Source organism: Microlunatus sp. Gsoil 973, from assembly GCF_009707365.1.
Lineage (GTDB): Bacteria > Actinomycetota > Actinomycetes > Propionibacteriales > Propionibacteriaceae > Microlunatus.
This window is the reverse complement of record NZ_CP046122.1, coordinates 887,715-911,035: the sequence shown is the minus strand read 5'-3', so window position 1 is coordinate 911,035 and position 23,321 is coordinate 887,715. Positions and strand designations below refer to the sequence as shown.

Genomic DNA, 23,321 nt, shown 5'->3' with positions numbered 1-23,321 from the left:
ATAGGTCACAGTGTGTCCGTTCAGGACGACGTCTCTCCAGCCTTGTAGCCGATGCCGCGCACGGTGATCACGATCTCCGGATGCTCAGGGTCCTTCTCGATCTTGGACCGCAACCGCTGGACGTGCACGTTGACCAGTCGGGTGTCGGCGGCGTGTCGGTATCCCCAGACCTGCTCCAGCAGAACCTCTCGGCTGAAGACCTGCCAGGGACGACGGGCGAGGGCGAGCAGCAGGTCGAACTCGAGCGGGGTCAGGGCGATCGGCTGACCGTTGCGCTTGACGCTGTGCCCGTCGACGCTGATCACCAGGTCCCCGATCCGCAGTGTCTCGACCTCGGTGTCCTCCGGCGAACGCCGTAACCGGGTGCGGATCCTGGCGACGAGTTCCTTGGCCTTGAACGGCTTGGCGACGTAGTCGTCTGCGCCCGCCTCCAGGCCGTTGACGACATCGATGGTGTCGGACTTGGCGGTCAGCATGATGATCGGCACGCCGGACTCGGCCCGGAGATCCTTGCAGACGTCGACGCCGTCCCGGCCCGGAAGCATCAGGTCCAGCAGGACCAGATCAGGGCGTGCCTCGTGGAAGGTGGCCAGGGCCTTGTCGCCGTTGGCGCACCACACCGGTTCGAAGCCCTCGTTGCGCAGCACGATCGAGAGCATCTCGGCCAGTGCCGCGTCGTCGTCCACCACAAGGATCCGGGTCCGCCCCCGCGAATCCGCGGCACGTCCCGGTTCGGCCACTGCCGTTACCGTCGATCCGTCGTTCTCCGACACCCCATGCTCCTCTGTCGACCCATCGCGGCTTCGCCGCGGAGGAACAGCGGCGAGCCTGCTTCATCCTAGGTCGTCGTTCGCGAAATCCGGTCCGGAACGCGCGGCACCGCCGGTCGGCGGCTGCCACCGAGCACCCACCCGCTAGTATCTTGATGTCAAGATACTTGTGGAGGAGTAGACAGATGCCCGTGTGGGACCCCGGCCACTACCTGCAGTACGCCGACCAACGCTCCCGACCCTTCTTCGAACTGACGGCACGGGTCGGCGCGGAGGAGCCGCAGACGGTCGTCGACCTCGGCTGCGGGCCTGGCCAGCTCACAGCCACACTGGCGGACCGGTGGTCGGCGGCCAGGGTGACCGGCATCGACTCCTCGGCGGAGATGATCGAGGCTGCGCGCCGGTACGCCGGGCCGCGGGTCGAGTTCCGCCGGCAGGACGTCGCCGATTTCACACCCGATCAGCCGGTCGACGTCATCATCAGCAACGCGATGCTCCAGTGGGTGGACGGCCACCGGGCCCTGCTCCCCCGCCTTGTCGATGCCCTGGCACCCGGCGGATGGCTGGCCATCCAGGTGCCCGGCAACCAGACGGCACCCAGTCACACGCTGCTGCACCGGCTCGGACAAGACCCGCGGTTCGCCCGCTGGACGGGCGGCATCGACCGCCGCATCATGCCGCCCGCCGAAGAGTATCTGGCCGACCTGATTGCGCTGGGCCTGCAGACCGATGCTTGGGAGACCACCTACTTGCATGTCCTGCAAGGTGAGGATCCGGTCTTCGACTGGATCTCCGGTACGGGCGCCAGGCCATACCACCAGGCATTGCCCGACGGGGAACGGGACGCTTTCGTCACCGAGTACCGGAAATTGCTGCGCGAGGCGTACCCCCAGCGCCCGTTCGGCACCGTCCTGGGGTTCCGGCGGATCTTCGCCGTCGGTCAGCGTCCGCGGTGACCGTGCCAACTCCCGGCCCGGAGGCACTGCGTGCGAAGATCCTCCGGTGTTCGACGATTGGTACGCCACTCCCGTGCTGTCCGACGCCGCGCTGACGGCGGGAGCGGCCCGACTGCGGCTCGAGCCGCTGACGCGTGATCACGCCGAAGGATTCCTGGCTGCCTCGCGCGATCACGCCGACCGTGTCTTCGAACATCTGTCCTATGATCCGCCGACAACGATCGACGAGACGGTTGCGATCATCGACCGGCTCAACGCCCCGAGCGACCAGCTGCCCTACGCGCAGATCGTCGCCGGAACCGGAGAGTTCGCCGGAACCACGTCCTTCTACGAGATCAACCCGGCGGTCCGGGCGCTGGCCATCGGCAGCACCTGGGTCGCCTACCGGTGGTGGCGGACCTGGCTGAACAGCACCTCGAAGTTGATCATGATGAGCCGAGCCTTCGATCACCTCGGAGCAGAACGGGTCGTCTGGCACACCGACATCCGCAATACGCGGTCCCAACAGGCCATCCTGCGCCTGGGAGCGACCCGGGAGGGTGCGCTGCGGCATCACCGGATCCGCCGCGACGGCAGTTGGCGGGATACCGTGCAGTTCTCCATGCTCGCCGCGGAGTGGCCGGCCGCCCGCGAGAGATTGATCAGTCGGATCAGTGAAGGGAAGTCATCATGAGCCACGGCGGGAGCGAGCGCGCCGATCAGCTGATGCTGGCTCGGGAGGAAGCCGGAAGCCGTTACACCGCGAGTCTCGGCGGGACCGTCGTCGGACTGATCGACTACAGCGAGCGGCCGGGTGCGGTGGTGTTCCTGCACACCGAGACCGATCCGGCGTACCAGGGCCGGGGATTCGCCGGCCGGCTGACCGCGTACGCCCTGGACGACGTGCGGAGCCGCGGGTTGTCGGTGGTGCCGCTGTGCGGCTACACCCAACGATTCCTCGTCGAGCATCCCGACTACGCCGATCTGCTCGCCGAACCGGGGCACTAGGCCGCCGCGGGCGCATCGAATCAGGATCCGGTCACTCTGATCTCGTTGCCTTCAGGATCGGCCAGCGTGCAGCGGCCCTGATCGTTGAGATTTTCGACGATCCGGCCGCCCGCTTCGACTGCGGACGCCATCAGGGACGGCACCCTGTCGGGCGGCACGGCCAAGCTGACGTGCAGGCGGTTGCGCTGTCGTGCGCGGTCCTCCTCGGTCGGGTCCAGGTCCTGGAAGAAGATCACCGGATTCAGCCGACGCGGGTCGTAGATGTCGGTCACCGGCGGGCGAGGGTCGCACACGTAGCCCAGCACCCCACTCCAGAACGAGCGGAGCCGGGTGATGTCCCGGCCGGCGATGCCGAGCTGGAGGAACCGGGACAGGCCTGGGTCTGCGGTCACCCCCGCGGCCCGGGCAGCACCCTGAACCCGGGCGGCCAGCTCGACGAACGCAGGATCGGCACCCTCGGGCCCCTCCCACTGGTCCTTGGCGCTGTCGATCACCACCGCCTCGGGTCGCACGTCGATCAACAAGGACAGACCCGCCTGGTCGGCCAACTGGGTGACGGCGGTGACCAGACCGGTGGTGACCTCCGACGACGGCGTCGGGTAGCACGCCAGGGCGGAGAACATCGTCTGCCAGTCCTCGGTGTCGGGCGACAGTGCATCACCCGGGCAGAGATCGACCTCGTTGCCCTCGGCGTCGGTGAGCAGGACACCGTACGGTCCCCGCGGCTGCTGATCGATCGCCTGTCGGGTGCTGAGCACGGCCTCGGGCAGTCGGCCGACATCCAAATGCAGCCGATCGTTCGCCGGTCGGGGCTCGTCGAGCCGCCGGAAGCTGACCGTCGGATCACGACGCAGTGGATCGATCAGGCGGGTCTCGCCGGATGCGGCAGATCCGACGCGCGACGAACCGGGAGCGCGCCGATAGTCCAGCACCGTCTGCCAGAAGGGCTCCAGCGCGGCCGGATCGGTGGCTTCGATGACATAACCGAGTTCGGCCAGGGCCGTCGGATCGGCGGCCAGCCCCAGGTCGTCGGCCGCGGCCGTCACAGCGCGTACGGCAGCAGCATCCGGCGCCATTCGGACCCGGACGCCGCGGGCCCGGATGTCCACGTCCGGCAACTGCCCGATGTCCGCCGACCCGGCGATCCGGGAGAGCAGCGACGCGCCCGCCGCATGGGACGGGCTTTCGTACCAGCTGCAGGCTCGTTGGTTGATCAGTCGCCAGCCCGCCGGAAGGTCACTTCCTGTTGTCATGGTCGGTTCCTTGATCAGTTCCGCCGCCTCGGCGACGGCAGGAGACGCCGCGTCACCCTTGTCAAGGCACCCTAGGGATGATTCCGGACGATCCGCTTCCGACTGGAGCCTGACATCAGGCAACGATCCTGCATCGACGACCGGCCCGGCTTCGAGATCGGAGTGTCGGCGCTGGTATCACTGTGAACTCGTGACCCCAGAACAGAACCCGACACCAGCTTCCGTCCGAAGGCAACGCCGAACCGGGCTGGTGGCCGGAATGCTGGTCGCCGTGGTGGTGACCGGGTGCAGCGGCGGGATCGATCTCCCGGGCAAGCCGGACACCGCCGGAGCCGCGAAGGCCGCCGAACGACTGGCTGCAGCGCTGTCAGCCAAGGATCTGTCCTCGCTGACCTTCGCCGGTGGCGCAACCGAGGCAGCCAAGGACTTCACCTCGCTGACCGATCCGCTGGGGTCGTCGAAGCTGGCAGCGAAGGTGTCGGGCGATCCACAGGTGGACGGCGACAAGGCCACCAGCGCGATCACCATGAGTTGGCGGATTCCCGGCGCGACCAAGCCCTGGACGTACCAGGTGACTGCCCGGTTCGACAGGACCGGCGACAGCTGGCAGCCGGTGTGGGCTCCGTCGGTCGTCGAACCGCATCTGGTGGACGGAGCTCATCTGGCGCTCAGCCGGCAGCAGGCCGATCGTGGCGAGATCCTCGACGACAACGGGGCCGCCCTGGTCAAGCTGCGCACCGTGGAACGGGTCGGGATCGACAAGACCAAGGTGCCACAGAGCAAGGCAGCACGATCGGCGGCCGCTCTGGCCAAGGTGCTCGACATCGACTCCGCCAATTACGTCAAGTTGGTCAAGGCCTCCGGCCCGTCCGCCTTCGTCCCGGCGATCGTCTTCCGCAAGGGTGACCCGCAGCTGCCGCGCGAGTCCAGGATCACGGCCATCGACGGGGCCGTCGTCCTGGAGGGCGAGGCGATGCTCGGCCCAACGAAGTCCTTCGCTGCGCCAATCCTCGGTACGGTCGGGGAGGCGACCGCAGAGATCGTCGACAAGTCCGGCGGGACGATCGCGCCCGGTGATCAGACCGGACTGTCCGGGCTGGAGTTCCGCTACGACAAGCGGCTCAGCGGCACCCCGGACATCTCGGTGAGCGTCGTCCCGCCGAAATCGTCGAGCAGCGCGCCGGCAACGTCGCCGGCCGCCTCACCGTCGGCCGGCGCGTCGCCGTCGATCACCCACACCACACGGGTCTTCCACCAGCCTGCCGTCGCCGGCAAGGACCTCAAGATCAGCCTGGACCGGGAGCTGCAGGGCGCGGCGGAGGAGATCCTGGCCGACTCCCGCCCGGCCAGCGCCCTGGTCGCGATCAGGCCGTCCACCGGCGAGATCGTCGCTGCCGCGGTCAACGACGCGGCGGACAACCAGAACCTGGCAACCTACGGTCAGTATCCGCCGGGTTCCACGTTCAAGATCATCGACTCACTGGCGCTGCTCCGCAAGGGCGTCAAGCCCGACCAGCAGATGGCCTGCCCCGCGACGATCACCGTCGACGGTCGGAGGTTCAAGAACTACAACGACTACCCGAGTTCCAAGCTCGGCGATGTCGACTTCCGGACGGCCTTCGCCAACTCCTGCAACACCGCGTTCATCGGGCAACGACGCGCCGTGGACTCCGACGATCTGAACGCGGCGGCAGCGTCGCTGGGCTTCGGCACCGATTACGACGTCGGCTTCCCCGCCTACTTCGGGTCGATCCCGAAGCCGGAATCGGAGACGGAGCGGGCAGCGGAGATGATCGGTCAGGGGCGGGTGCTCGGGTCGCCGATGGCGTTGGCCACCGTTGTCGCCTCCGTGCAGGCCGGTCACACGGTGATCCCCCATTTGGTGAACGGTGTCATGGCCGAGCCGAAGGGTGAGCCGCTGACCGCCGCGGAGGCCAAGCAGTTGCGATCGTTGATGCACAGCGTGGTCACCGAGGGATCCGGCGCCGCTCTGCAGTCGCTGCAGCCGCCGTCGGTGATCGCCAAGACCGGGACCGCGGAGTACGGCACGGACACACCGCCGAAGACCCACGCCTGGATGGTCGCCGCCCGGGATGATCTTGCCGTCGCCGTCTTCGTCAACGATGGCGACAGCGGATCCGGAGTCGCCGGCCCGCTGCTCAAGCGGTTCCTGTTGCAGGGTTGACCGGCAGGGTTGACCGGCAGGGCTGACCGGTGGGAGGCGGAGGACACCTGGCAAGATGTCTGGGGTGTCAGAGGAGAGCCCGAGTTACGACGTCGTGACCTTCGGCGAGCCGATGGTGCTGATGCTGGCCGCCGACGATCTGCCGTTGCCGATCGCCCAACGTTTCGAGTACGGCATCGCCGGCGCGGAGAGCAACCTGGCGACCGGGCTGGCCCGATTGGGTCATCGGGTCGGGTATTTCGGTCGGGTCGGAGCGGACAGCTTCGGCGAACGGATCCGGCAGACCCTGCGCGCCGAGGGTGTCGACGTCAGCCGACTGGTCGATGATCACGAACGGCCGACCGGTCTGCTGATCCGCGACAGCCCGCAGGGCCGTCCGATCACGGTGGAGTACCGGCGGGCCGGCAGCGCGGCCACCGCACTCGCCCCAGACAACCTGGCGACCGAGTTGATCACCGACACCCGGCTGTTGCACGTCACCGGGATCACCGCAGCGCTGTCCGAGTCGACCCTGGCCGCGACCGAGGAGGCGATGACCCTGGCCAAGCAGTCCGGGGCATCGGTCTGCTTCGACCCGAACCTCCGGCTCCGGCTGGCCGACCCGGATCGCTGGCGGTTGATCATCAAGCGATTGGCGCCCTACGCCGACATCGTCTTCACCGGGCGCGACGAGGCCGAAATCATCTCCCCCGGCGTCGACCCGGAACGCTGGTTCGCCGATCTCGGCGCCACCTCCGTGATCGTCAAGGACGGTGGCCGCGGATCGTATGAGTACCTGCCGGGCTCCGGGCAGTCGGTGCATGCCGGGGTACGCACTGTGCCCTTGGTCGACCCCATCGGGGCCGGGGACGGATTCAACGCCGGATGGATCTCGGCCTGGCTGGACGGCGCGGACGGCGACACCGAAGAGGATGCCGCGACCCGGCTGCGCACCGGAGCCGTCGTCGCGTCGCTGGTGGTGTGCGTCCGCGGCGACTGCACCGGGCTGCCGACCCGGACGCTGTTGGAACAGGTCCTGGCGGCGGCGCCGATGTGATCCGCTGACCGACGAAGGGTTGTGATGATCATGAGTAGTCAGGGCGCGGCGGAAGTCACCCGCACGATCTCCGAGACCGGCGTGATCGGTATCGTCCGCACCGATTCGGCCGACCGGGCCGTCGACCTGGCCCGGAAGCTGTGGGCTGCCGGGGTGGCGGTGGTCGAGGTTGCCCTCACCACGCCCGGCGGACTGCAGGCGTTGGCCGAGCTCAACCTGTCCCTGCCGGACGGCGCTGTGCTCGGCGCCGGCACGGTGCTCGATGCCGAGACGGCGCGGCTGGCCGTGCTCAACGGTGCGCGGCTGCTGGTCACGCCGACCGTGGTCGACGGCGCGATCGAGATCGGCCGGCGTTACGGCGTGGCCACCGCCATCGGGGCAGCCACGCCGACCGAGATGCTGCAGGCACACACTCTCGGTGCGAATCTGGTCAAGGTCTTCCCGGCCAGCCAGTGGTCGCCGAAGACGCTGTCGGACGTACTCGCAGCCCTGCCCCAGCTGCGCTGCGTACCGACCGGTGGCGTGGCACCCGAGGATGCGGCCGACTGGATCAGGGCAGGCGCGGTCGCCGTTGCCCTCGGCTCCGGCCTCACCCGGGCAAACGACCCGGTTGCCGGCGTGGCGACGCTCCTACGGTCCGTCCGCTCGGCCCGAGCCTGATCGGCGGACGCCGTCGACGGTCGCTGAGCCCGCTCAGCCCCTGGCTCTACCGGCCACCCGGTCATGCAACCTCCAGCCGGTAGGCCCGGATTGCACAAGGCCGGCGTCGGCGAGGGCTGCCAACTCGGCCAGGCAGCGTGGCATCGAGACGTCGGCGGCGAGGGCGACCTCACCCGCCGTTCGGTAACGCCGCCGCGGCACCGCCTCGAAGACCGCCAGCCGGACGTCGTCCATCGCATCGGTCGGTCGGCCCGGACCGCTGCGCCGCGGCACCAGGTGATCACCGACGTCGGCGAGCAACTCCAGGGCCTCCTTGGCATTGGTGATCAACGCCGCCTGCCCCTCCCGGATCATCAGGTGGGGGGTCACCGACAGTGCGGAATTGACGGCGCCGGGAACGGCCATCACCTGCCTGTTACAGGCGACGGCCCAGTTCGCGGTGTTCCGGGCACCCGATCGGATCGCGGCCTCGACCACGATCGTGCCTCGGGTCATCGCCGCGATGATGCGGTTGCGGGCCAGGAATCTGACCCGGGTCGGATGCATCCCGGGCGGCAATTCCGACACCAGCAGATGATCGGCGGCGATGGCCTCGAACAGCGAGTGGTTCCCGGGCGGGTAGCCGGCGTCGACACCGCAGGCCAGGACCGCGACGGTCGGGCCCGACGCCGACAGGGCGCCGCGGTGCGCTGCCGCGTCGATGCCGAAGGCGCCACCGGAGACCACGGTCCACCCCTCCCGAACCAGGTCGTAGCCGAGTTCCTCGGCCACCGTGTCGCCGTATTGGGAGGATGCCCGAGAGCCGACGATCGCCACCGACCGAGGGGCCAGCTCCGAGAGCCGCGCGGGCCCGCGCAACCAGAGCCCGTACGGAGCCCCACCACGTCGCTGGATGGCCTCACCGGACGCCAGGTCGACAAGTCGTTCCGGCCATTCGGGGTCGGCCGGAACAATGAACCGGAACCGGCCGGCGGCGATCGCCGTATGGTAATCGGTCAGATCGAGCCGGCCCGCGCGTTCGGCGAGTGCCGGCCCGTGGTCGCCGGCCAGGACCGAGCGCAGCACCTCGACCGCCCCGATCCGGACGACCTCGCCGGAGATCGCCGGGTCACCGGGCTCGGCGACACAGCTGAGTACCATCCTCGCCCGGCGATCGTGTTCGGCATCGACCACCGGGGCCGGTCTCGGCACGGGTTGGATCGGCACGGGTTCGATGGAAACGGGATCAGCAAGATCATCATCGGTCCTCATGATCATCCCGCCTTCACGTCGATCCGGCGGCCCTGTACGCCGCGGCGCATCGCCAGCGCGGTAGACAACTCCTGCCGGCCGGGCCGCGCCAGTCCGGCGAGATCGCAGATCGTCCAGGCCAGCCGCAGGGTCTTGTCGACACCACGGGGACTGATCCGGCCGGCGGCGACCGCCCCGTCGAGCATCTCGATCCCGTCCGGCAGCGGCAGCCGACGCCGCAGATACGATCCGGGAACCTCGCTGTTGGACTGCCACCCGGTGCCGAGCAGCCGATGCCGCTGGCGTTCCTGGGCCTCGGCCACTCGGGCGGCGACGACCGCAGTGGACTCGACCCGGCCGAGCGCCTCGGTCAGATAACTCTTCGTCATCGGCAGCATGGGTTGCACCACGTCGATCCGGTCGCGGATCGGGCCGCTCAGCTTCTCCCCGTAGCGACGGACCGCCATCGGCGTGCATTCGCAATGCGCACCCACCGTCCCGGCGTTGCCGCAGGGACACGGATTGGCGGCGAGCACCAGTTGGAACCGCGCCGGGTACCTGGCCTCGCTCTCGCTGCGGCCGATCGCCACCACCCCGGACTCGAGCGGGGTGCGCAGCGCCTCAAGCACCCGGGAGCCGAACTCCGGAGCCTCGTCGAGGAACAGCACCCCACGATGGGCCCGGGAGATCGCGCCGGGTCGAGCGACCCGGCTGCCCCCACCGACCATGCTCGGGACGGAGGCCGAATGGTGCGGTGCGGAGTAGGGCGGCCGGGTGATCAATCCATCCTCCAGGGCGAAGCCTGCCAGCGAATGGATGGCCGAGACCTCCAACGCCTCGGCCACGCCGAGATCGGGCAACAGCCCCGGCAACCGCTCGGCCAGCATGGTCTTGCCTACGCCGGGTGGACCGGTGAACAACAGGTGGTGCCGACCGGCCGCGGCCACCTCCAGCGCCCATTTGGCGTCGAGTTGTCCGGCCACCTCGGCAAGATCAAGTTCCCGACGGTCGACCACCGGCCGGGCATCCCGGTCATGATCATCACGGCGCGGATCGTCGGGAATCGGCTCGTTGCGCAGGAAGGCGATCAATTGGGCCAACGAGGCGAACCCGAAGATCTCAAGATCATCCACCAACCGCGCCTCGCCCGCCTGGGCCTGCGGGACGATCGCCCGCCGGAACCCGTCCTGGGACGCGGCGAGCAGGGCCGGCAGCAGACCTCGGACCGGTCGGACCCGGCCGTCCAGGCCGAGCTCGCCGATCAGCACCGTGTTGCGCAGCTGGAGCGGGTCGAACGCCCCGTCGGCGGCCAGCACGGCGGCGACGATGCCCAGGTCGTAGTGCGATCCGGCCTTGGGCAGGCTCGCCGGTGACAGATTGATCGTGACCAGGTGATCCGGCCACTGGCGGCCCGTGTTGCCGATGGCCGCCTTGCAGCGGTCCCGGGACTCGTACAACGCAGTGTCGGGGAGGCCGACCAGCACGGTCCGCGGCAAACCGGATCCGATGTGCGCCTCGATCTCGACGATCCGCCCCTCCAGGCCGATCAGGGCGACCGACCAGGCGCTTGCCAGGCTCATCCGTCGATCCCCGGAACGTGACTGATCCGCGGACGCACACCCGGTCTGATCAACACCCCGATGGCATCGATCCGGATGTCGTCGGCATGATCACCGGTTTCGGCCAGCCAGAACCCGGCCAGTTGCCGGAGTCGGCGCGCCTTCTCGTACGTGATCGCCTCCAGCGGGCTGCCGTAACCCAACCCGGACCGGGTCTTCACCTCGCAGAAGATGATCTTGCTGCGGCCCTCATGATCGATCCGGGCGATCAGGTCGATCTCGCCCGCCCGGCAACGCCAATTGCGGTCGACGACCTGATATCCCAATCGTACAAGGTATTCGGCCGCAAGGTCTTCGCCTTTGCGGCCGAGTGCCCGGCGCAGATCCGTGATCTCCATCCTGCCTCCTCACCCGCCTGCTCACCTGTAACGATGGGCACGAATGCACGGAGTGGTTCACCCATCGGGCGAATCTGTGGACACTGCTTCGAAGTGCCCTTGCGGTTGTGGAAAAGTCCGGACCGACGTCTGACCCAGATCCGACGCCGGCTTGGTGAATCGGCGGGCGAAAGTCGCCACCTGGTGATTCCCCCGCGCAATTGGCTAGGTTGCGACCCACCTCATTCGATTCTGGCGAGAAGGGGCGCGAGCTATGCGGCCCTGGCAGAAGACCTTCCGGGCCATCGAGGTCGGCGACGGCAGCGGCGGCCGGTGGGCTGCCCGGGCGCGGATGTTGTGGCAGCACGTGCAGTGCCTGTTGACGACGAAGGCCGGACTCCAGAGGGTGCCGACCGTACTCGATCGCTGTTCACTTCGCACATGCCGGGACTGGCTCCGATCCTGACCGACCAACCCGATGGGCCCGGAGCTCAAACCTTCCTCACCCATGCGGCACTGCGACCCTTCTCCCCCGCGTGCACCCAGATCGGCAGCAACGGCACCCTGGTCCGCAACTACGACTTCCCGCCCGATCAGTGCGAGGGCACCATCGTCTCGACCTGCTTCCTTAGCCCGGTGATCGGAATCCAGGACCCGCTGTGGGGCTTGCTGGACGGCATGAACGACGCCGGTCTGGCGATCTCACTCACCTTCGGCGGACGTTCGGTCTAAGGACAGGGCTTAGCCATTCTCATCGTGTGCGCTACCTGCTGGACACCTGCGACACCGTCGATCAGGCTCTCGACCGGCTGCATTCGCTACCGGTCGCGGTTCCCCCAGAACATCACCCTCGTCGATCCCACACGCGCGGTAACGGTCTTCGTAGGACCGGATATACCGCCCACGGTGGCACCCGATGCCTGCGCCGCCAATCACCAACACCTGCCGGTGTCCGAGGAGCAGGAGCAGACCATGCGGACCCAGGAACGGCTGCACGCAATCCGCGCCGCAGGTGCCGACGTGGCGGCGAGGCTGAAGCCGCCGCTGTATCGAAGGGTCGACCAGCACGATGTGGGAACGCTCTACACAGCCTGCTATCGGCCAGCCGAAGGCCAGGTGACCTACCACTGGCCCGATCAGTCCTGCGCACAGTCCTTCAGCAACTTCGCCTGCGGAACCCACACCGTGAGCTTTGGTCAACCGGTCGACAGACCTGGGACCGAATCGCCCCGGTGATCATTCCTACACGAACAAAGTTGATCAAGGTCCTCTTTTGCCGCCTCGACGGCAGATTGGGCGCGCTGCTGCGCACCGCAGCCGAACGCAACGGCACCGAGAATGTCGCCACGGTGATGCACGGATACTCCAAGCACGTCCAACTCATTGACGAGGAACTCGACCGGCTGCCGGCGATCCTCAACATGCGGGCGCTCTGGCTGGAATGTCTCGGCTTCCGGATGACCGTCAACGCCGGCGGTACGCCGGTGTTGAACGAGGGCTGGATGCAGCCGAACAGCCACGAGCATGCCGACCGTGTGGCGGCACAAGCGATCGCCGCAGTGCGGAAATGAGCACCGTCCGGGCACCCCACCTGAGCGTCCGAACGCTATCGGGTGTCGGGAGGTGGGAGCAGTTCGGTCTTGTACTGGGGTGCAAGTTCTTCGGCCTTGGCGATAAAGGCTGCCTGGGCATCGGCGTCGAGCGGAGAAGCTGTCTGCGTCCGGGTGGCGACCGGCTGGCCGACCAGGGTGAAGAACTCCTCCTGCCCCGCGGGCGCGCAGACGCACAGCATCCTTGTTGGACTGCCGGCGATATTGGTGAACGCATGCGGGGCGTTGGCCGGAATATTGATGGTCTCGCCAGCGCGAGCGACGATCGTCTGACCGCGAAAGGTCACCTGAACTTCACCGTCCAGAATCGTGAACATCTCTTCGAAATCGTGCCGGTGCGGCGGCGGGCCGCCACCCGGGGGGACGTGCATGTCGATCAGCGTGTACTTGCCGGCTGTGTCCTCGCCGGTGACCAGGATGGTGTAGGTGTCACCGGCCAGCCCGACGTGGGGCAGGCTCTGGTCCTGATCGGGCTGTGCGATGGTCAGCTCACGGGATAGATCATCAGGCGGGACGGGCGCGGGCTGGCTGGACACACTGGCTCCTTTGTTGGTCGACGATCCGGCGCACACGCGTACGAGTTGGTGTCAAACCTGGCTGACCTCAACCAGAACGCGCAACATCTTCGAGGCCGTGCACGCGAGGCGACCGAGTCGGACCGACGTCCCTTTCACCGCACGCACATCGGCATGAGCGTACGCCCACACACCGCCGGGCGGCGCCATCAGCCACTGCGTCTCACTAGGGTCCAGATTAACATTCCGCAACACCTCACAAGATCAACTGCAGGTCCGGGTCCAGTACCAGGTGCGACTGTCACGGTCCCGACGGCGACGGCTCCTCCGGGCCGGTGGCCGGGCAACGTCGGACTTCGAGAAGCTCGAGGCCAAGCGCTTCAACTTCGGCGAGCGCGCCATAGAGCGCTGCCTGGTCAGCGCCACGGATGGAGAGCACGGTGTCCCCGCCGCGGTCTTCGGCCTGCAGGCCAGGGAACGCGGAGCGGATCATCTCGCCCAGATGGCCGCGCACGACGATTTCGTACCGCTGCCCACGAGCACTGGGTGATGGGTCGCGGCGGGCACCGGTCACCGATACTCCACCGGTGAGGCACTGTCGCGTTCGCCGGCGATCGGTCCTGAGGTTGCCCCGGTGATCATGACGCCTCCTTTGCTGTTTGCTGCAGGCTCTCGATCTGCAACGTGCCCGGCAGCGGGGTGAGCGGTCGTCACTCGATCAGGGTGATCAGCGCGAGATGGCGCCCGGCCGGGCAGTCGCGGTCGAAGGGCGCCTCAGGCTGCCGGCTACGGCGTTGCGATCCTGGTCGATCCTCTTCGATTGGCGGCCGAGGGGGCGAGCAAGCCGAGGGCTCGCGCTCGCCCGACGGCCTCGGCCCGGCGGTGGACGGCGAGCTTGGCGTAGACGTTGCGCATATGGGTCTTCACCGTGTTCGCCGAGACGTACAGTTCGCGGGCGATCTCAGGTGCCGTCAAGTTCGTGGGCAGGTAGCGCAAGACACGGAGCTCACTGTCGCTGAGCGGACCCAGCGGTGGCTGCAGCACTGCCCGCGCCGCGGGCTTGACTCCAGCCAGCAAGCTCTGGATCTCGGCGAGCAGGGACGCGTGGGCGCCTCGGTGCCGACCGTGGCGATCCAGCAGGTCCGGCGCGGCATATGAGTACAGGAGGAACGCGGTCACGTCGCCGCTGCGTTCGGAGATGTCGAGAGCGCGCTCGATGGCGGCAGTGGCCCCGTCCGGGTCCCCGAAAGCGTCCCTGGCGATCGCCTCCAGCACATCGGCGCGGGCGTTCCAGAACCCCCAATAGTCGTTCGAATCGGGGACCGTCCGGACCGGGGCGAGCACGGCGAGTGCGGCCTGCAGGTCGCCCTGGGCGATCCGCAGCGCCGCCGTCGCGACGCGGATCTCCGTACGCTCGCGGTCCTGCTTGTCGAGCCCGGCCAGAAGCTGCTCGGCGGGCCCGGACCGGCCGAGGCGTACCAGGGAATGCACCACCAATGCCTGAATCCGGGCGACCATATAGTGCTGTCCGGAGAGTTGCCGAGCCAGTCGCTCGCATCCCTCGAGAGCTGCCAGCGCCTCGGCGTTTCGGTCGCGTATCAGTTCGAGCGTCCCTCGGATCATCAGCACCGCCAGCACGGCCGCGGGCTGGGCATCCGCGCTGAGGGTGAGCTCGGCGCGCTGGATCCACGGTTCGGCCTCGTCCGGCTGTCCGTGCCACACCTGCACCAACCCGATCACCGTGCAAGCAACACCGACCGCCGGGTCGTCGGTCCAGCCGTGCCGGTCGGCCAGTTCCACGGCCCGCCGTGCACGCTCGGCGCCCTGCGCGAACGAGTGATAGAACACGTGCGGCGCCTGGTAAGCCAGGCCGGTGAACTCGAGGTACGGCCGTCCACCCTGGCGTGCCAATGCGATGCCGGCCTCCAGGTAGCGCTCGGCGTCCCCGGACGCGGACGCCCAGAACTCGGTGCTGCCGAGGCTGATCAGCGCCAGTCCCCGCAGGTCCGCGCCGAGGCCGGGCTGCGCCGTGTCCGCGACCGCGGCCATCGCCTGCAGCTTGCTCGCCTCCTCGACCACGGCCAGCAGGTTCCCGCGCTGGCGGGCCAGCAGCAAGGTCACCACCGCGAGGAGAAGCCGGAGCTGCTCGCGTCGCCCGGCCGGCACCGCTGCCGATCTCGTCTCCGCCAGGTCCAGGTATCGGCCGGCGGCGTCCAATGATCCGCGGATCAGCTCGTCGGCTGCGGCCATCACGGCCAGCTCGGCGTCGGTGCTGAGCAAACCGGGAGGAAACCCGGCTAGCAGCCCGTGCACGACCGCAGCCTGACCGTCCAGATACAGGGCCGGCCAGTGGTCGGCGAGCAGCCGGGCGGCCGGGCCCCAGTCCCCCGCTGCCTGCGCATGGCGCACCGAGTCCGCCGGGAACCCATGTGTGGCGAACCACTCGGCGGCGACCCGGTGCACCGCGGCCAGTTCGCCCGGCCCGGTACGGCGCAACTCGAGCCGCAGCAGGTCGGCGAACATCTGGTGGTAGCGGAACCAGGTCCGCGATGAGTCCAGGGAGGCGACGAAGGCGTTGGCCTGTTCCAGGTCCTGGAGGATCCCCTCACCGCCACCCGCTCCGGTCAGCAGGTCGGCCAGCTCCCCGTTGACCCTCCCCAGCACGCTCGTACGCAGCAGTAGCCGCCGTACCTGCTCACTCTGGCGATCCAGCACCTCGGCCAGCAGGTATTCCGCCACCGTCCGCTCGCTGCCCGAAAACTCCGCCGCGAACCTCCCCGGATCGGGGTGACCGACGAGGGACAGTGCCGCGAGGCGCAGTCCGGCCGCCCAGCCCTCGGTCCGCTCGTGCAACAGCGAAAGAGTCGGCACCGACAACTCGAACCCGGCATCGGAGAAAAGCTCCGCCGCCTCGGCCAGACTGAACCGCAGATCAGCGGCGCGGACCTCGGCCAGCCCGCCCGTGAGACGCAAACGGTGCAAGCCCAGGCGCACATCATGGCGACTGGCCAACACCAACCTCAGCCGCGGCGGGGCCCGCATCACCAGCAGTTCGAGCTGTCGGAGCACCTCGGTCGACCCCAGCTCGTGCACGTCATCGATCACCAGCCACAACCGGTGATCCAACGCCGACAGATCCGTGAGCAGCCGCTCAACCAGCGCCCACCCGTCCAGATCCGGAGCCGCCGACACGGCTCGCACCAACCCCGATCCCGGACGGGTGCGGCGCAGTGCCTCCAACACCGACAGCCAAAATCGTTGCGGATCCCGCTCATCTCGCCCGACCGCCACCCACCCGGCGTTCCCGACCACTCCCGGCTCGCCGATCCACGACCGCAGCAACACCGTCTTGCCGCTGCCCGCCGGAGCGGAGACCACCGTCACGCGGGCCGACGTCGCGAGCCGCTCGAACAGCACCGGACGCGACACCACCCGGCCGGCGTCACCGGAAACCCCGCCCGCGGCGACAACATCGGCTCCCCCGGCAGCTCCCACATCCGCATCGTGCTCTGGACCAGGGCGGAGCGCAAGCAGTCCGTCCGCGGCACACGACTCCAAACCTGTCCGAGGCAGGGATCCGCGGAATCACACCAACGGGGTGATTGCCCGCTCACCCTGATCACGCCGACGCTGGTCAGCGCACGAAAGTCCAGCAAAGATCTCGAGGAGTCACCTCATGTCGGACGCTGTTCCTGTCCCGACACGGCACCTAGTCGGAGCGCCGACGCCCACACCGAGCGGCGCGCCAGCCCCCGAACACCCATCAGCCGACCGGCTCGATGGCCGGGTACGCGCGGTGCTGGTGGCGCTGGTCGTCGGTGGGGTCGCGGCGATCCTGGACTCGACGATGGTCACGCTGGCGATCAACACGCTGGTCGCCGGGCTGGACTCGACACCCGGCAGGATCCAGTGGGTCATCACCGGCTTCATGCTCGTGATGGCCGTCACCATTCCGGTGACCGGGTGGGCCGAGCGCCGCTGGGGCGGTAAGCGCGTCTGGATGATGGCACTGACGCTGTTCGTGCTTGCCTCGGTGCTGTGTGCGGTGTCGTGGAACGACACCAGCCTGATCGGCTTTCGGCTGCTGCAAGGTGTCGCGACCGGCCTACTCATTCCGCTGATGCAGACACTTGCCGTCCGAGCCGCCGGCGGGCGGGTCACCAGCCGGCTGGTCGCCGCGTTCAGCCTGCCGGTGGCGCTCGGCCCCATCCTCGGCCCAGTGATCGGCGGACTGATCCTCAGCTGGCTGAGCTGGCGCTGGCTGTTCCTGGTCAACGTGCCACTGATTGCGGCCGGGTTGCTGCTCGCCTGGAGGTTCCTGCCCACCGACCGATCGGAGCCCTCGGCACGGCACGTGCGCCTGGACTGGATCGGCCTCGTGCTGATCACGCCGTCGCTGGCAGCGATCCTGTACGGCCTGTCGCAGCTGTCCGCCGATGGAGGGATCGGCCATGCCGGTGTGCTCGGCCCGCTGCTGGCCGGGATCGTGTTGCTCGCAGCCTTCGTCGGGTGGGCGTCGCGACCGGGTGATCGTCAGCCGATCGTCGACATCCGGTTGCTGCGCAAACGGTCATTGGGTACGGCGTCCGCGGTCCTGTTCACCGCCGGCGCGGCGATGTACGCCGGCATGTTCCTGCTCCCGTTGTACTTCCAGCAGCTCCACAGCGAGAGCGTGCTGAACGCCGGACTGTTGATGATCCCGCAAGGTGTCGGTGCGCTGTTGTCCCGCTTCGGGGTCGGCAAGCTGGTCGACCGGTTCGGGGCGCGCGTGGTGACGATCGCAAGCTTCCTCCTCGCCGCCGCTGCCACCGTACCGTTCGCCGTCGCCGGACCGGACACAAACCTGTGGTGGCTGGGCGCCGTACTCCTGATCCGGGGCTTGGGAATCGGCGCGGTCCTGATCCCGCCCACCTCCGTCGCCTACCAGGACATCCAACCGAACAACATCCCGCACGCCACCATGACCACCCGCATCACCCAGCAACTGGGGGCCTCATTCGGAACCGCAATCGTCGCTGTCGTCCTCCAGGCCCTGGTCGATCACGGTGCCACCACCGCCTTCTGTAGTGCGTTCTGGTGGGCCATCGGCATCACCATCGCCGCAATCGTCCCCGCCGTCATCCTCCCGGCCAACACGCCGAACACCGCCCCACAACCCGCCAAGCCGACACCTAACGAACGCATCCCGAGCAACCGTTGAGCCGAACCTCGCGACGCGTCCGGGCCCGGTGCGGCACCAAGACGACCTCGACAACAAGAAGAGAGCACACATCATGAGCAGCATCACCATCATCGGCAACGGAAACATGGCCCGTGCCATCGGCACCCTGGCGATCGCCCGCGGAAACACCGTCGAGATCATGGGCCGCGATCTGGCCAAGGCCGAGGCTCTGGCCAAGACACTGGGCGGCAGCGCCACCACGGGCGAATGGGGCGCCGTCCCGACCGGAGAGATCGTCATCACCGCACTCTTGTACGGCGCCGTCGTGCCCGTGATCGCCGAATATGCCGACGCGCTCGCGGGCAAGATCATCGTCGACATCAGCAACCCCTTCAATGCCACCTTCGACGGACTGGCCTACGGCGAGGAGACCTCGGTCGCGCAGGAAGCCGCCAAGGTCGCCCCGGCCCGCGCCAGCGTGGTGAAGGCGTTCAACACCATTTTCAGCAATGTCCTCGAGACGGGCCGACCAAGCGTCTTCATCGCCGGCGACAACGCCCAGGCCAAAGCAGACGTGGCGGCATTCATCGGAAGCCTCGGACTCCGCCCGCTGGACGCGGGCGACCTGAAGATGGCGCACTGGCTGGAAGGAATGGGTCTACTTTCCGTCAGTCTCGCCAACAACGGGATCGGCCACTGGGACTTCGCCCTCGGCGTCGACCAATTCAACGACTGAGACCCACGAGCCGAACAGTCCGCGACCAGGGCACCGCGCCCCAAACGATGAAAGATCCGGCCCGAGCAGACCTCACGCCGGCCGGGCACAACTCGAAGGAGCGTTGTCGATGAGCAACTCACACGTGCGGAACGTCGATAGATCAAATGTCGGTGCGACGGTCGCTTCGTCGGCCGGACGCGCCGCCGTGCGGCGATGGGCCTGGCTCGGGCTGATTGCGCAGGCGGTCTTCGTCGCCAGTTGGCTGGTCGCGGCCGCCTGGCAGGGGCCGCGCTACAGCGTGGTCGCCCACACCATCAGCGACCTGTATGCGGTCACGGCGCCGTACGGAACGCCGCTGGTGATCATCCTGGCGTTATGTGGCGCTGCCACGATCGGATTCGCGTTGCGTTCGGTGTGGTCGTCGCTGCGTCCCGGTGGCTGGAGGGCAGCGACGGGCTCAATTCTGCTCGCCCTGTCCATCGTCGGGCTCGGCAACCTGCTCTCTCCTGCGGAGCGGTTGGCTTGCCGGATGGCCGACCCGGGATGCACCGCCAGGCAGCAGTTGTCCAACACCGGCGGACAACTGGACAACGCCATCAGCTCGCTCGGTCTGCTGGTGCTCGTGGTCGCGGCGTTCTTCCTGGCCGCAGCCATGCGGCGTACACACGGCTGGGAGCGCTGGGCCCGCCCGACACGTTGGACGGCAGTCCTGATCACCGCCTTCGCGGTGGCCAGCGTGATGACCCAAGGTGCGGGTTATACGGGCCTGTTCGAGCGCCTGGTTGCCGCGCTGGGCGCGGCCGCGCTCGCGGTGCTCGCGATCGGGATCCTCCGACGGGCCCCGGCGCGTCCCGACAGCAGCCTTCGCTGATGACAGCCACGACGGCCGACCCGGCAACCGATGCGGCGGCCCAGAGCCCGTGGACACGTCGGCACGCTCCTCCGCTGCGCGCGTTCCTGCAAGCCGAGTCCGGCAGCGGTGGCCTGTTGCTCGGGGCAGTCGTCGCGGCACTGGTCTGGGCCAATGTCGCCCAGGGCTCGTACGACCTGTTGTGGCAGACCCGACTCGGCCTCGCACTCGGGGACGTCGACGTCACCCATGACCTGCGTACCTGGGTCAACGACGGGGCGATGACGTTGTTCTTCCTGGTCGTCGGGCTCGAGGCAAGGCGCGAGTTCGACCTCGGTGATCTTCGAGACCGCCGGCGACTGATTCTTCCCTGCCTGGCAGCACTGCTGGGGATGGCGATTCCGATCATCGTCTTCCTGGCAGCCAATGCCGGCACCCCGGCCGCCCGGGGATGGGGCGTGACGATGTCCAGCGACACGGCGTTGGCCCTCGGACTCCTCAATCTGGTCGGTCGTGGCGCACCCCAACGTGTACGGGTCTTCTTGCTCACCATCTTCGTGGTCGACGATCTCGCGTCCCTGCTGGTGATCACGTTCGTCTACAGCAGCGACATCCGCGTGCCGAACCTGATCGCCGCCGCGGTCGCCTTCGGCCTGCTCCTGCTCAGCATCGCCGTGCATCTACGACCCTGGTGGCTGCCGGGAGTACTGGGATTTCTGTTGTGGGCCGCGCTGTTGAACTCCGGCGTCGATCCGGTCGTTGCCGGCCTGTTGACCGGGCTGGCGGCGTCGGCCTACACACCCGAACGCAAACGCCTGGAGCAAGCGACCCGACTGGTCAGGCAATTCCGTGAACAACCCACCCCCGATCTTGCCCGGTCGGCCAGTCTCGGGCTGACCACCACGCTGTCCCCGAACGAGCGGCTCCAGGCCCGGTTCCACCCATGGACCAGCTACCTGATCGTTCCGGTCTTCGCGCTGGCCAACGCCGGCATCGCCTTGAGCCCAGGCTTCCTGCGCCAGGCGTACACCAGTCCACTCACGCTCGGCATCCTGGCCGGTTACGTGATCGGCAAGCCCGTCGGCGTGCTCGGCGGATCCCTCCTGGTCACGCGACTGAGCAAGGGCCGGGTGCAGCCACCCATCGGCTGGGGTGGCCTCCTCGGAAGTGGGACGCTGGCCGGCATCGGCCTGACCGTTGCCCTGCTGATCGCCGACCGTGCCTACAGCGGTACGGAGTTGGCCGAGGCCAAGCTCGGCGTCCTCAGCGCTGCCGCACTGGCTGCCGCCCTCACTTGGCTGACCTATCGGATTGTCGGCCTGCTGCCGGCGCAGCGACGGTCACGTGCCCTGATCGGGGACGCGAACATCGTCCAGGATCTGGTGCCGGCCGTGGACATCGAACTCGACCACGTCCGAGGGCCCGTCGACGCGGCGATAACGGTGATCGAATTCGGCGACTTCCAATGCCCGCACTGCGGCCAAGCGGAATCCACCGCCCGTTCCCTGCTGGCCGAGAACGATCTACGGTTCGTCTGGCGCCATCTCCCACTGACAGACGTCCACCCCAGAGCCATGCTCGCCGTAGAAGCCGCGGAAGCCGCCGCGGCGCAGGGGAAGTTCTGGGAGATGCATGATCTGCTGCTGGCCGAACAGGACCAGCTCACCCCGGACGACCTGCTCCGCCATGCCAGCCAACTCGGACTCGACACCGACCGGTTCAGCCGCGACCTGTTCGACCACACCCACAACGCTCGGGTCGCCCAGGATGTGGAGTCGGCCGATCTGAGCGGTGCCACCGGCACGCCGACCTTCTTCATCAACGGTGCCCGGCACTACGGCAGCTACGACCGGATGACCCTTGAGTCGGCGATCACCGCGGCACAAACCCAGCTGCAGGCCCGGAAGCGTTGACTGCGCCGGTTATCAGCAGGCCGGCCGTGGCCGGTGAGCACTCAAATGATCTTGAAGGAGGTCGGATGTCCCGGCCTCGGAGAGAAAGATGAAGGAGCACTTGGATGAGCCAGGAACAGCGTGAGATGGTGCACCGCCTCCTGCGGGACGCGCCGTTCGACCTCGGCGGCGACCCTGCCGTGCAGCGGCCACTGCTCGAGGCGATGCTGACGGCCCAGCCGTTGCCGGACGACGTGCGCCTCAGCGACGGCGACCTCGGTGGCGTGCCGGTAGTCTTCATCAACGTCGCCGACGGCGAACCCCGCGGCGTGATCGTGCACCTGCACGGCGGCGGCTTCGCGATGGGTTCGGCGCGAGGATCAGCCGGACTGGTGTCGATGCTCGCCCGCAAGACCGGCATGATGGCCGTGGCCATCGACTACCGGCTCTCCCCGGAACAGCCTTATCCGGCGGCGCTGCATGACGCCACGGCGGCCTATCAGGCATTGCTCGAGCAGTTCGGCGACACCGTGCCGATCGCCGTGTCCGGCGAGTCCGCCGGCGGCAACCTCGCCATCGAACTCCTGATCAGCGGCCTGGCGAACCGGCTCAGCATGCCGGCCGCTGCCGTGCTGTTCTCGCCCGTGACCGACCTGACCGTCGGCGGCAGCAGCTACAACACCAACTCCGACCGGGACCCCAACATCACCGCGGCCGCGATCCGTACCCGAGCAGCGGACTACCTGGGCAAGACCGGCACGGCTGCGAACGATCCACTGGTCAGCCCCATCTTCGCCGACCTCACCGGGCTCCCGCCGCTGCTCATCCAAGCCGGCTCGCACGAGGTGCTCCTCGACGACGCCATCACGTTTGCGGCCCGAGCAGCAGCACACGATGTCGCCGTCACACTCGACATCACCCCTGGTGTGCCTCACGTCTTCCAGGGCTTCGCCGCCATCCTCGACGAGGGCGAACAAGCCCTCACTCGCGCCGCTGCCTTCCTGCAGGCGCACACCGCGCAACGGGTGGTCGGTGCGCACGGCCAGAGCCATCCGGATTCGGCCGGGGTCGGGCAGTCTCTCCGTGCGGCGTCAACGACAGCCGTCTGATGGTCATGTCGACGGCTCGTGGCGGTCGCCTTCTGGGCACAGGCTCCTACCAGATCGCCTGATGCGCGGCGGGACCTCGGGGACTCGTTCGATCGGTGTCCGAGTGAACGGCCACGGTGAGGGCGGCACCCGTGCGAACCGTGCCGGTACCTCGGTGAGCAGCGAAAACAGCCGGCCAGGTTCGAGTGCGGCCGAGATCGGCAGGCGGCCATGGCCTCGCGCAACCCCGGCCGGTCTCGGTTCGTGCCGGTGAACCCGTGATCGACATAGATCCGGTCCGGGCCGACGCCCAAATGTTCCAGCGCCTCTCGCTGGACCGTCAGGTCCTGTTCCTCGGTCGACACCCGCGCGTAGCCGACCAGCAATCCCGCCATCCCTCAGCCCTCCTGAGCAACCCGAGGGCGAATGCCGCCGGGGAGCAACACGATGTTGCCCATCCCATCGAAGCCCGAG

General features: G+C 68.2%; 22 protein-coding genes and 1 pseudogene. 15 read left to right on the top strand and 8 right to left on the bottom strand.

What is annotated here, in order from left to right; genetic code table 11:
* Window positions 1-20 precede the first annotated feature (20 nt).
* Complete coding sequence (gene mtrA, locus GJV80_RS04280; protein ID WP_255455564.1) at window positions 21-740, bottom strand: MtrAB system response regulator MtrA; 720 nt, start codon at window positions 738-740, stop codon at window positions 21-23.
* Window positions 741-955: 215 nt separating this feature from the next.
* On the opposite strand from mtrA, the gene GJV80_RS04275 reads away from it, so the two are divergent.
* Genes GJV80_RS04275 through GJV80_RS04265 form a run of 3 tightly spaced genes read left to right on the top strand, consistent with a single transcriptional unit; the run spans window position 956 to window position 2,713 of the window.
* Window positions 956-1,726, top strand: a complete 771-nt coding sequence (locus GJV80_RS04275) for a methyltransferase domain-containing protein (protein ID WP_154686825.1) — start codon at window positions 956-958, stop codon at window positions 1,724-1,726.
* A 46-nt stretch (window positions 1,727-1,772) separates the two neighbouring features.
* A complete protein-coding gene (locus GJV80_RS04270) occupies window positions 1,773-2,399 on the top strand; it encodes a GNAT family N-acetyltransferase (protein ID WP_230208124.1) in 627 nt (208 codons plus the stop codon).
* Window positions 2,396-2,713, top strand: coding sequence for a GNAT family N-acetyltransferase (locus GJV80_RS04265; RefSeq protein WP_230208123.1), 318 nt, complete (start codon window positions 2,396-2,398; stop codon window positions 2,711-2,713). The genes GJV80_RS04270 and GJV80_RS04265 overlap by 4 nt, the downstream gene beginning before the upstream one ends.
* Window positions 2,714-2,733: 20 nt before the next feature.
* Here the strand turns inward: GJV80_RS04265 and GJV80_RS04260 are convergent, their stop codons facing one another.
* The gene (locus GJV80_RS04260) at window positions 2,734-3,966 is read right to left on the bottom strand and encodes a VOC family protein (protein WP_154686824.1); all 1,233 of its coding nucleotides are present in this window, start codon (window positions 3,964-3,966) and stop codon (window positions 2,734-2,736) included.
* Window positions 3,967-4,156: 190 nt separating this feature from the next.
* Here GJV80_RS04260 and GJV80_RS04255 point away from each other — a divergent pair, with 190 nt between their 5' ends.
* The 3 genes from GJV80_RS04255 to GJV80_RS04245 are packed head-to-tail and all read left to right on the top strand — an operon-like array spanning window position 4,157 to window position 7,847.
* The gene (locus tag GJV80_RS04255) at window positions 4,157-6,151 is read left to right on the top strand and encodes a penicillin-binding transpeptidase domain-containing protein (protein WP_195909154.1); all 1,995 of its coding nucleotides are present in this window, start codon (window positions 4,157-4,159) and stop codon (window positions 6,149-6,151) included.
* Between the two features lie 55 nt (window positions 6,152-6,206).
* A complete protein-coding gene (locus GJV80_RS04250; RefSeq protein ID WP_154686822.1) occupies window positions 6,207-7,187 on the top strand; it encodes a sugar kinase in 981 nt (326 codons plus the stop codon).
* A 30-nt stretch (window positions 7,188-7,217) separates the two neighbouring features.
* A complete protein-coding gene (locus tag GJV80_RS04245; protein WP_154686821.1) occupies window positions 7,218-7,847 on the top strand; it encodes a bifunctional 4-hydroxy-2-oxoglutarate aldolase/2-dehydro-3-deoxy-phosphogluconate aldolase in 630 nt (209 codons plus the stop codon).
* 33 nt (window positions 7,848-7,880) lie between these two features.
* Here GJV80_RS04245 and dprA read toward each other — a convergent pair whose 3' ends face one another.
* The 3 genes from dprA to GJV80_RS04230 are packed head-to-tail and all read right to left on the bottom strand — an operon-like array spanning window position 7,881 to window position 11,034.
* Window positions 7,881-9,098, bottom strand: coding sequence for a DNA-processing protein DprA (gene dprA, locus GJV80_RS04240; protein WP_154686820.1), 1,218 nt, complete (start codon window positions 9,096-9,098; stop codon window positions 7,881-7,883).
* Between the two features lie 2 nt (window positions 9,099-9,100).
* Window positions 9,101-10,657, bottom strand: coding sequence for a YifB family Mg chelatase-like AAA ATPase (locus GJV80_RS04235; RefSeq protein WP_154686819.1), 1,557 nt, complete (start codon window positions 10,655-10,657; stop codon window positions 9,101-9,103).
* Window positions 10,654-11,034 carry a YraN family protein gene (locus GJV80_RS04230; RefSeq protein WP_154686818.1) on the bottom strand — a complete coding sequence of 127 codons (381 nt, stop codon included), beginning with the start codon at window positions 11,032-11,034 and terminating at the stop codon, window positions 10,654-10,656. Before GJV80_RS04230 ends, GJV80_RS04235 begins: the two co-directional genes overlap by 4 nt.
* A 420-nt stretch (window positions 11,035-11,454) precedes the next feature.
* Between GJV80_RS04230 and GJV80_RS23650 the strand changes: the two genes are divergently transcribed.
* The 3 genes from GJV80_RS23650 (at window position 11,455) to GJV80_RS04220 (ending at window position 12,584) form a co-directional block, all read left to right on the top strand.
* Entirely contained in the window at window positions 11,455-11,745 is a 291-nt protein-coding gene (locus GJV80_RS23650; protein ID WP_230208122.1) for a carcinine hydrolase/isopenicillin-N N-acyltransferase family protein, read from the top strand.
* Window positions 11,746-11,919: 174 nt separating this feature from the next.
* On the top strand, window positions 11,920-12,249 hold the full coding sequence (locus tag GJV80_RS23645; protein WP_230208121.1) for a hypothetical protein: 330 nt from the start codon (window positions 11,920-11,922) through the stop codon (window positions 12,247-12,249).
* The gene (locus GJV80_RS04220) at window positions 12,246-12,584 is read left to right on the top strand and encodes a hypothetical protein (RefSeq protein WP_154686817.1); all 339 of its coding nucleotides are present in this window, start codon (window positions 12,246-12,248) and stop codon (window positions 12,582-12,584) included. The genes GJV80_RS23645 and GJV80_RS04220 overlap by 4 nt, the downstream gene beginning before the upstream one ends.
* Before the next feature lie 35 nt (window positions 12,585-12,619).
* On the opposite strand, the gene GJV80_RS04215 is transcribed toward GJV80_RS04220, so the two are convergent.
* Window positions 12,620-13,159, bottom strand: coding sequence for a cupin domain-containing protein (locus tag GJV80_RS04215; protein ID WP_195909153.1), 540 nt, complete (start codon window positions 13,157-13,159; stop codon window positions 12,620-12,622).
* Between the two features lie 271 nt (window positions 13,160-13,430).
* Here GJV80_RS04215 and GJV80_RS04210 point away from each other — a divergent pair, with 271 nt between their 5' ends.
* Window positions 13,431-13,688, top strand: a complete 258-nt coding sequence (locus tag GJV80_RS04210) for a hypothetical protein (protein ID WP_154686816.1) — start codon at window positions 13,431-13,433, stop codon at window positions 13,686-13,688.
* Window positions 13,689-13,924: 236 nt separating this feature from the next.
* Here the strand turns inward: GJV80_RS04210 and GJV80_RS23640 are convergent, their stop codons facing one another.
* Entirely contained in the window at window positions 13,925-16,633 is a 2,709-nt protein-coding gene (locus GJV80_RS23640) for a LuxR C-terminal-related transcriptional regulator (RefSeq protein ID WP_230208120.1), read from the bottom strand.
* A gap of 307 nt (window positions 16,634-16,940) precedes the next feature.
* Between GJV80_RS23640 and GJV80_RS04200 the strand changes: the two genes are divergently transcribed.
* The 5 genes from GJV80_RS04200 to GJV80_RS04180 all read left to right on the top strand — a co-directional run bounded on the left by GJV80_RS04200 (window position 16,941) and on the right by GJV80_RS04180 (window position 22,868).
* Complete coding sequence (locus GJV80_RS04200; RefSeq protein WP_230208119.1) at window positions 16,941-18,338, top strand: DHA2 family efflux MFS transporter permease subunit; 1,398 nt, start codon at window positions 16,941-16,943, stop codon at window positions 18,336-18,338.
* Window positions 18,339-18,411: 73 nt separating this feature from the next.
* Window positions 18,412-19,035, top strand: a complete 624-nt coding sequence (locus tag GJV80_RS04195; RefSeq protein ID WP_154686814.1) for an NADPH-dependent F420 reductase — start codon at window positions 18,412-18,414, stop codon at window positions 19,033-19,035.
* A gap of 109 nt (window positions 19,036-19,144) precedes the next feature.
* A complete protein-coding gene (locus tag GJV80_RS04190; protein ID WP_230208118.1) occupies window positions 19,145-19,888 on the top strand; it encodes a DUF998 domain-containing protein in 744 nt (247 codons plus the stop codon).
* Window positions 19,888-21,780 (top strand): Na+/H+ antiporter NhaA, encoded by a 1,893-nt coding sequence (locus GJV80_RS04185; RefSeq protein ID WP_154686813.1) that lies wholly within the window; start codon window positions 19,888-19,890, stop codon window positions 21,778-21,780. Before GJV80_RS04190 ends, GJV80_RS04185 begins: the two co-directional genes overlap by 1 nt.
* A gap of 104 nt (window positions 21,781-21,884) precedes the next feature.
* The gene (locus tag GJV80_RS04180) at window positions 21,885-22,868 is read left to right on the top strand and encodes an alpha/beta hydrolase (RefSeq protein WP_154686812.1); all 984 of its coding nucleotides are present in this window, start codon (window positions 21,885-21,887) and stop codon (window positions 22,866-22,868) included.
* Window positions 22,869-23,065: 197 nt separating this feature from the next.
* On the opposite strand, the pseudogene GJV80_RS04175 reads toward GJV80_RS04180, so the two are convergent.
* Window positions 23,066-23,242 (bottom strand): annotated as a pseudogene (locus GJV80_RS04175) (recombinase family protein); the annotation flags it as partial.
* Window positions 23,243-23,321: the final 79 nt, after the last annotated feature.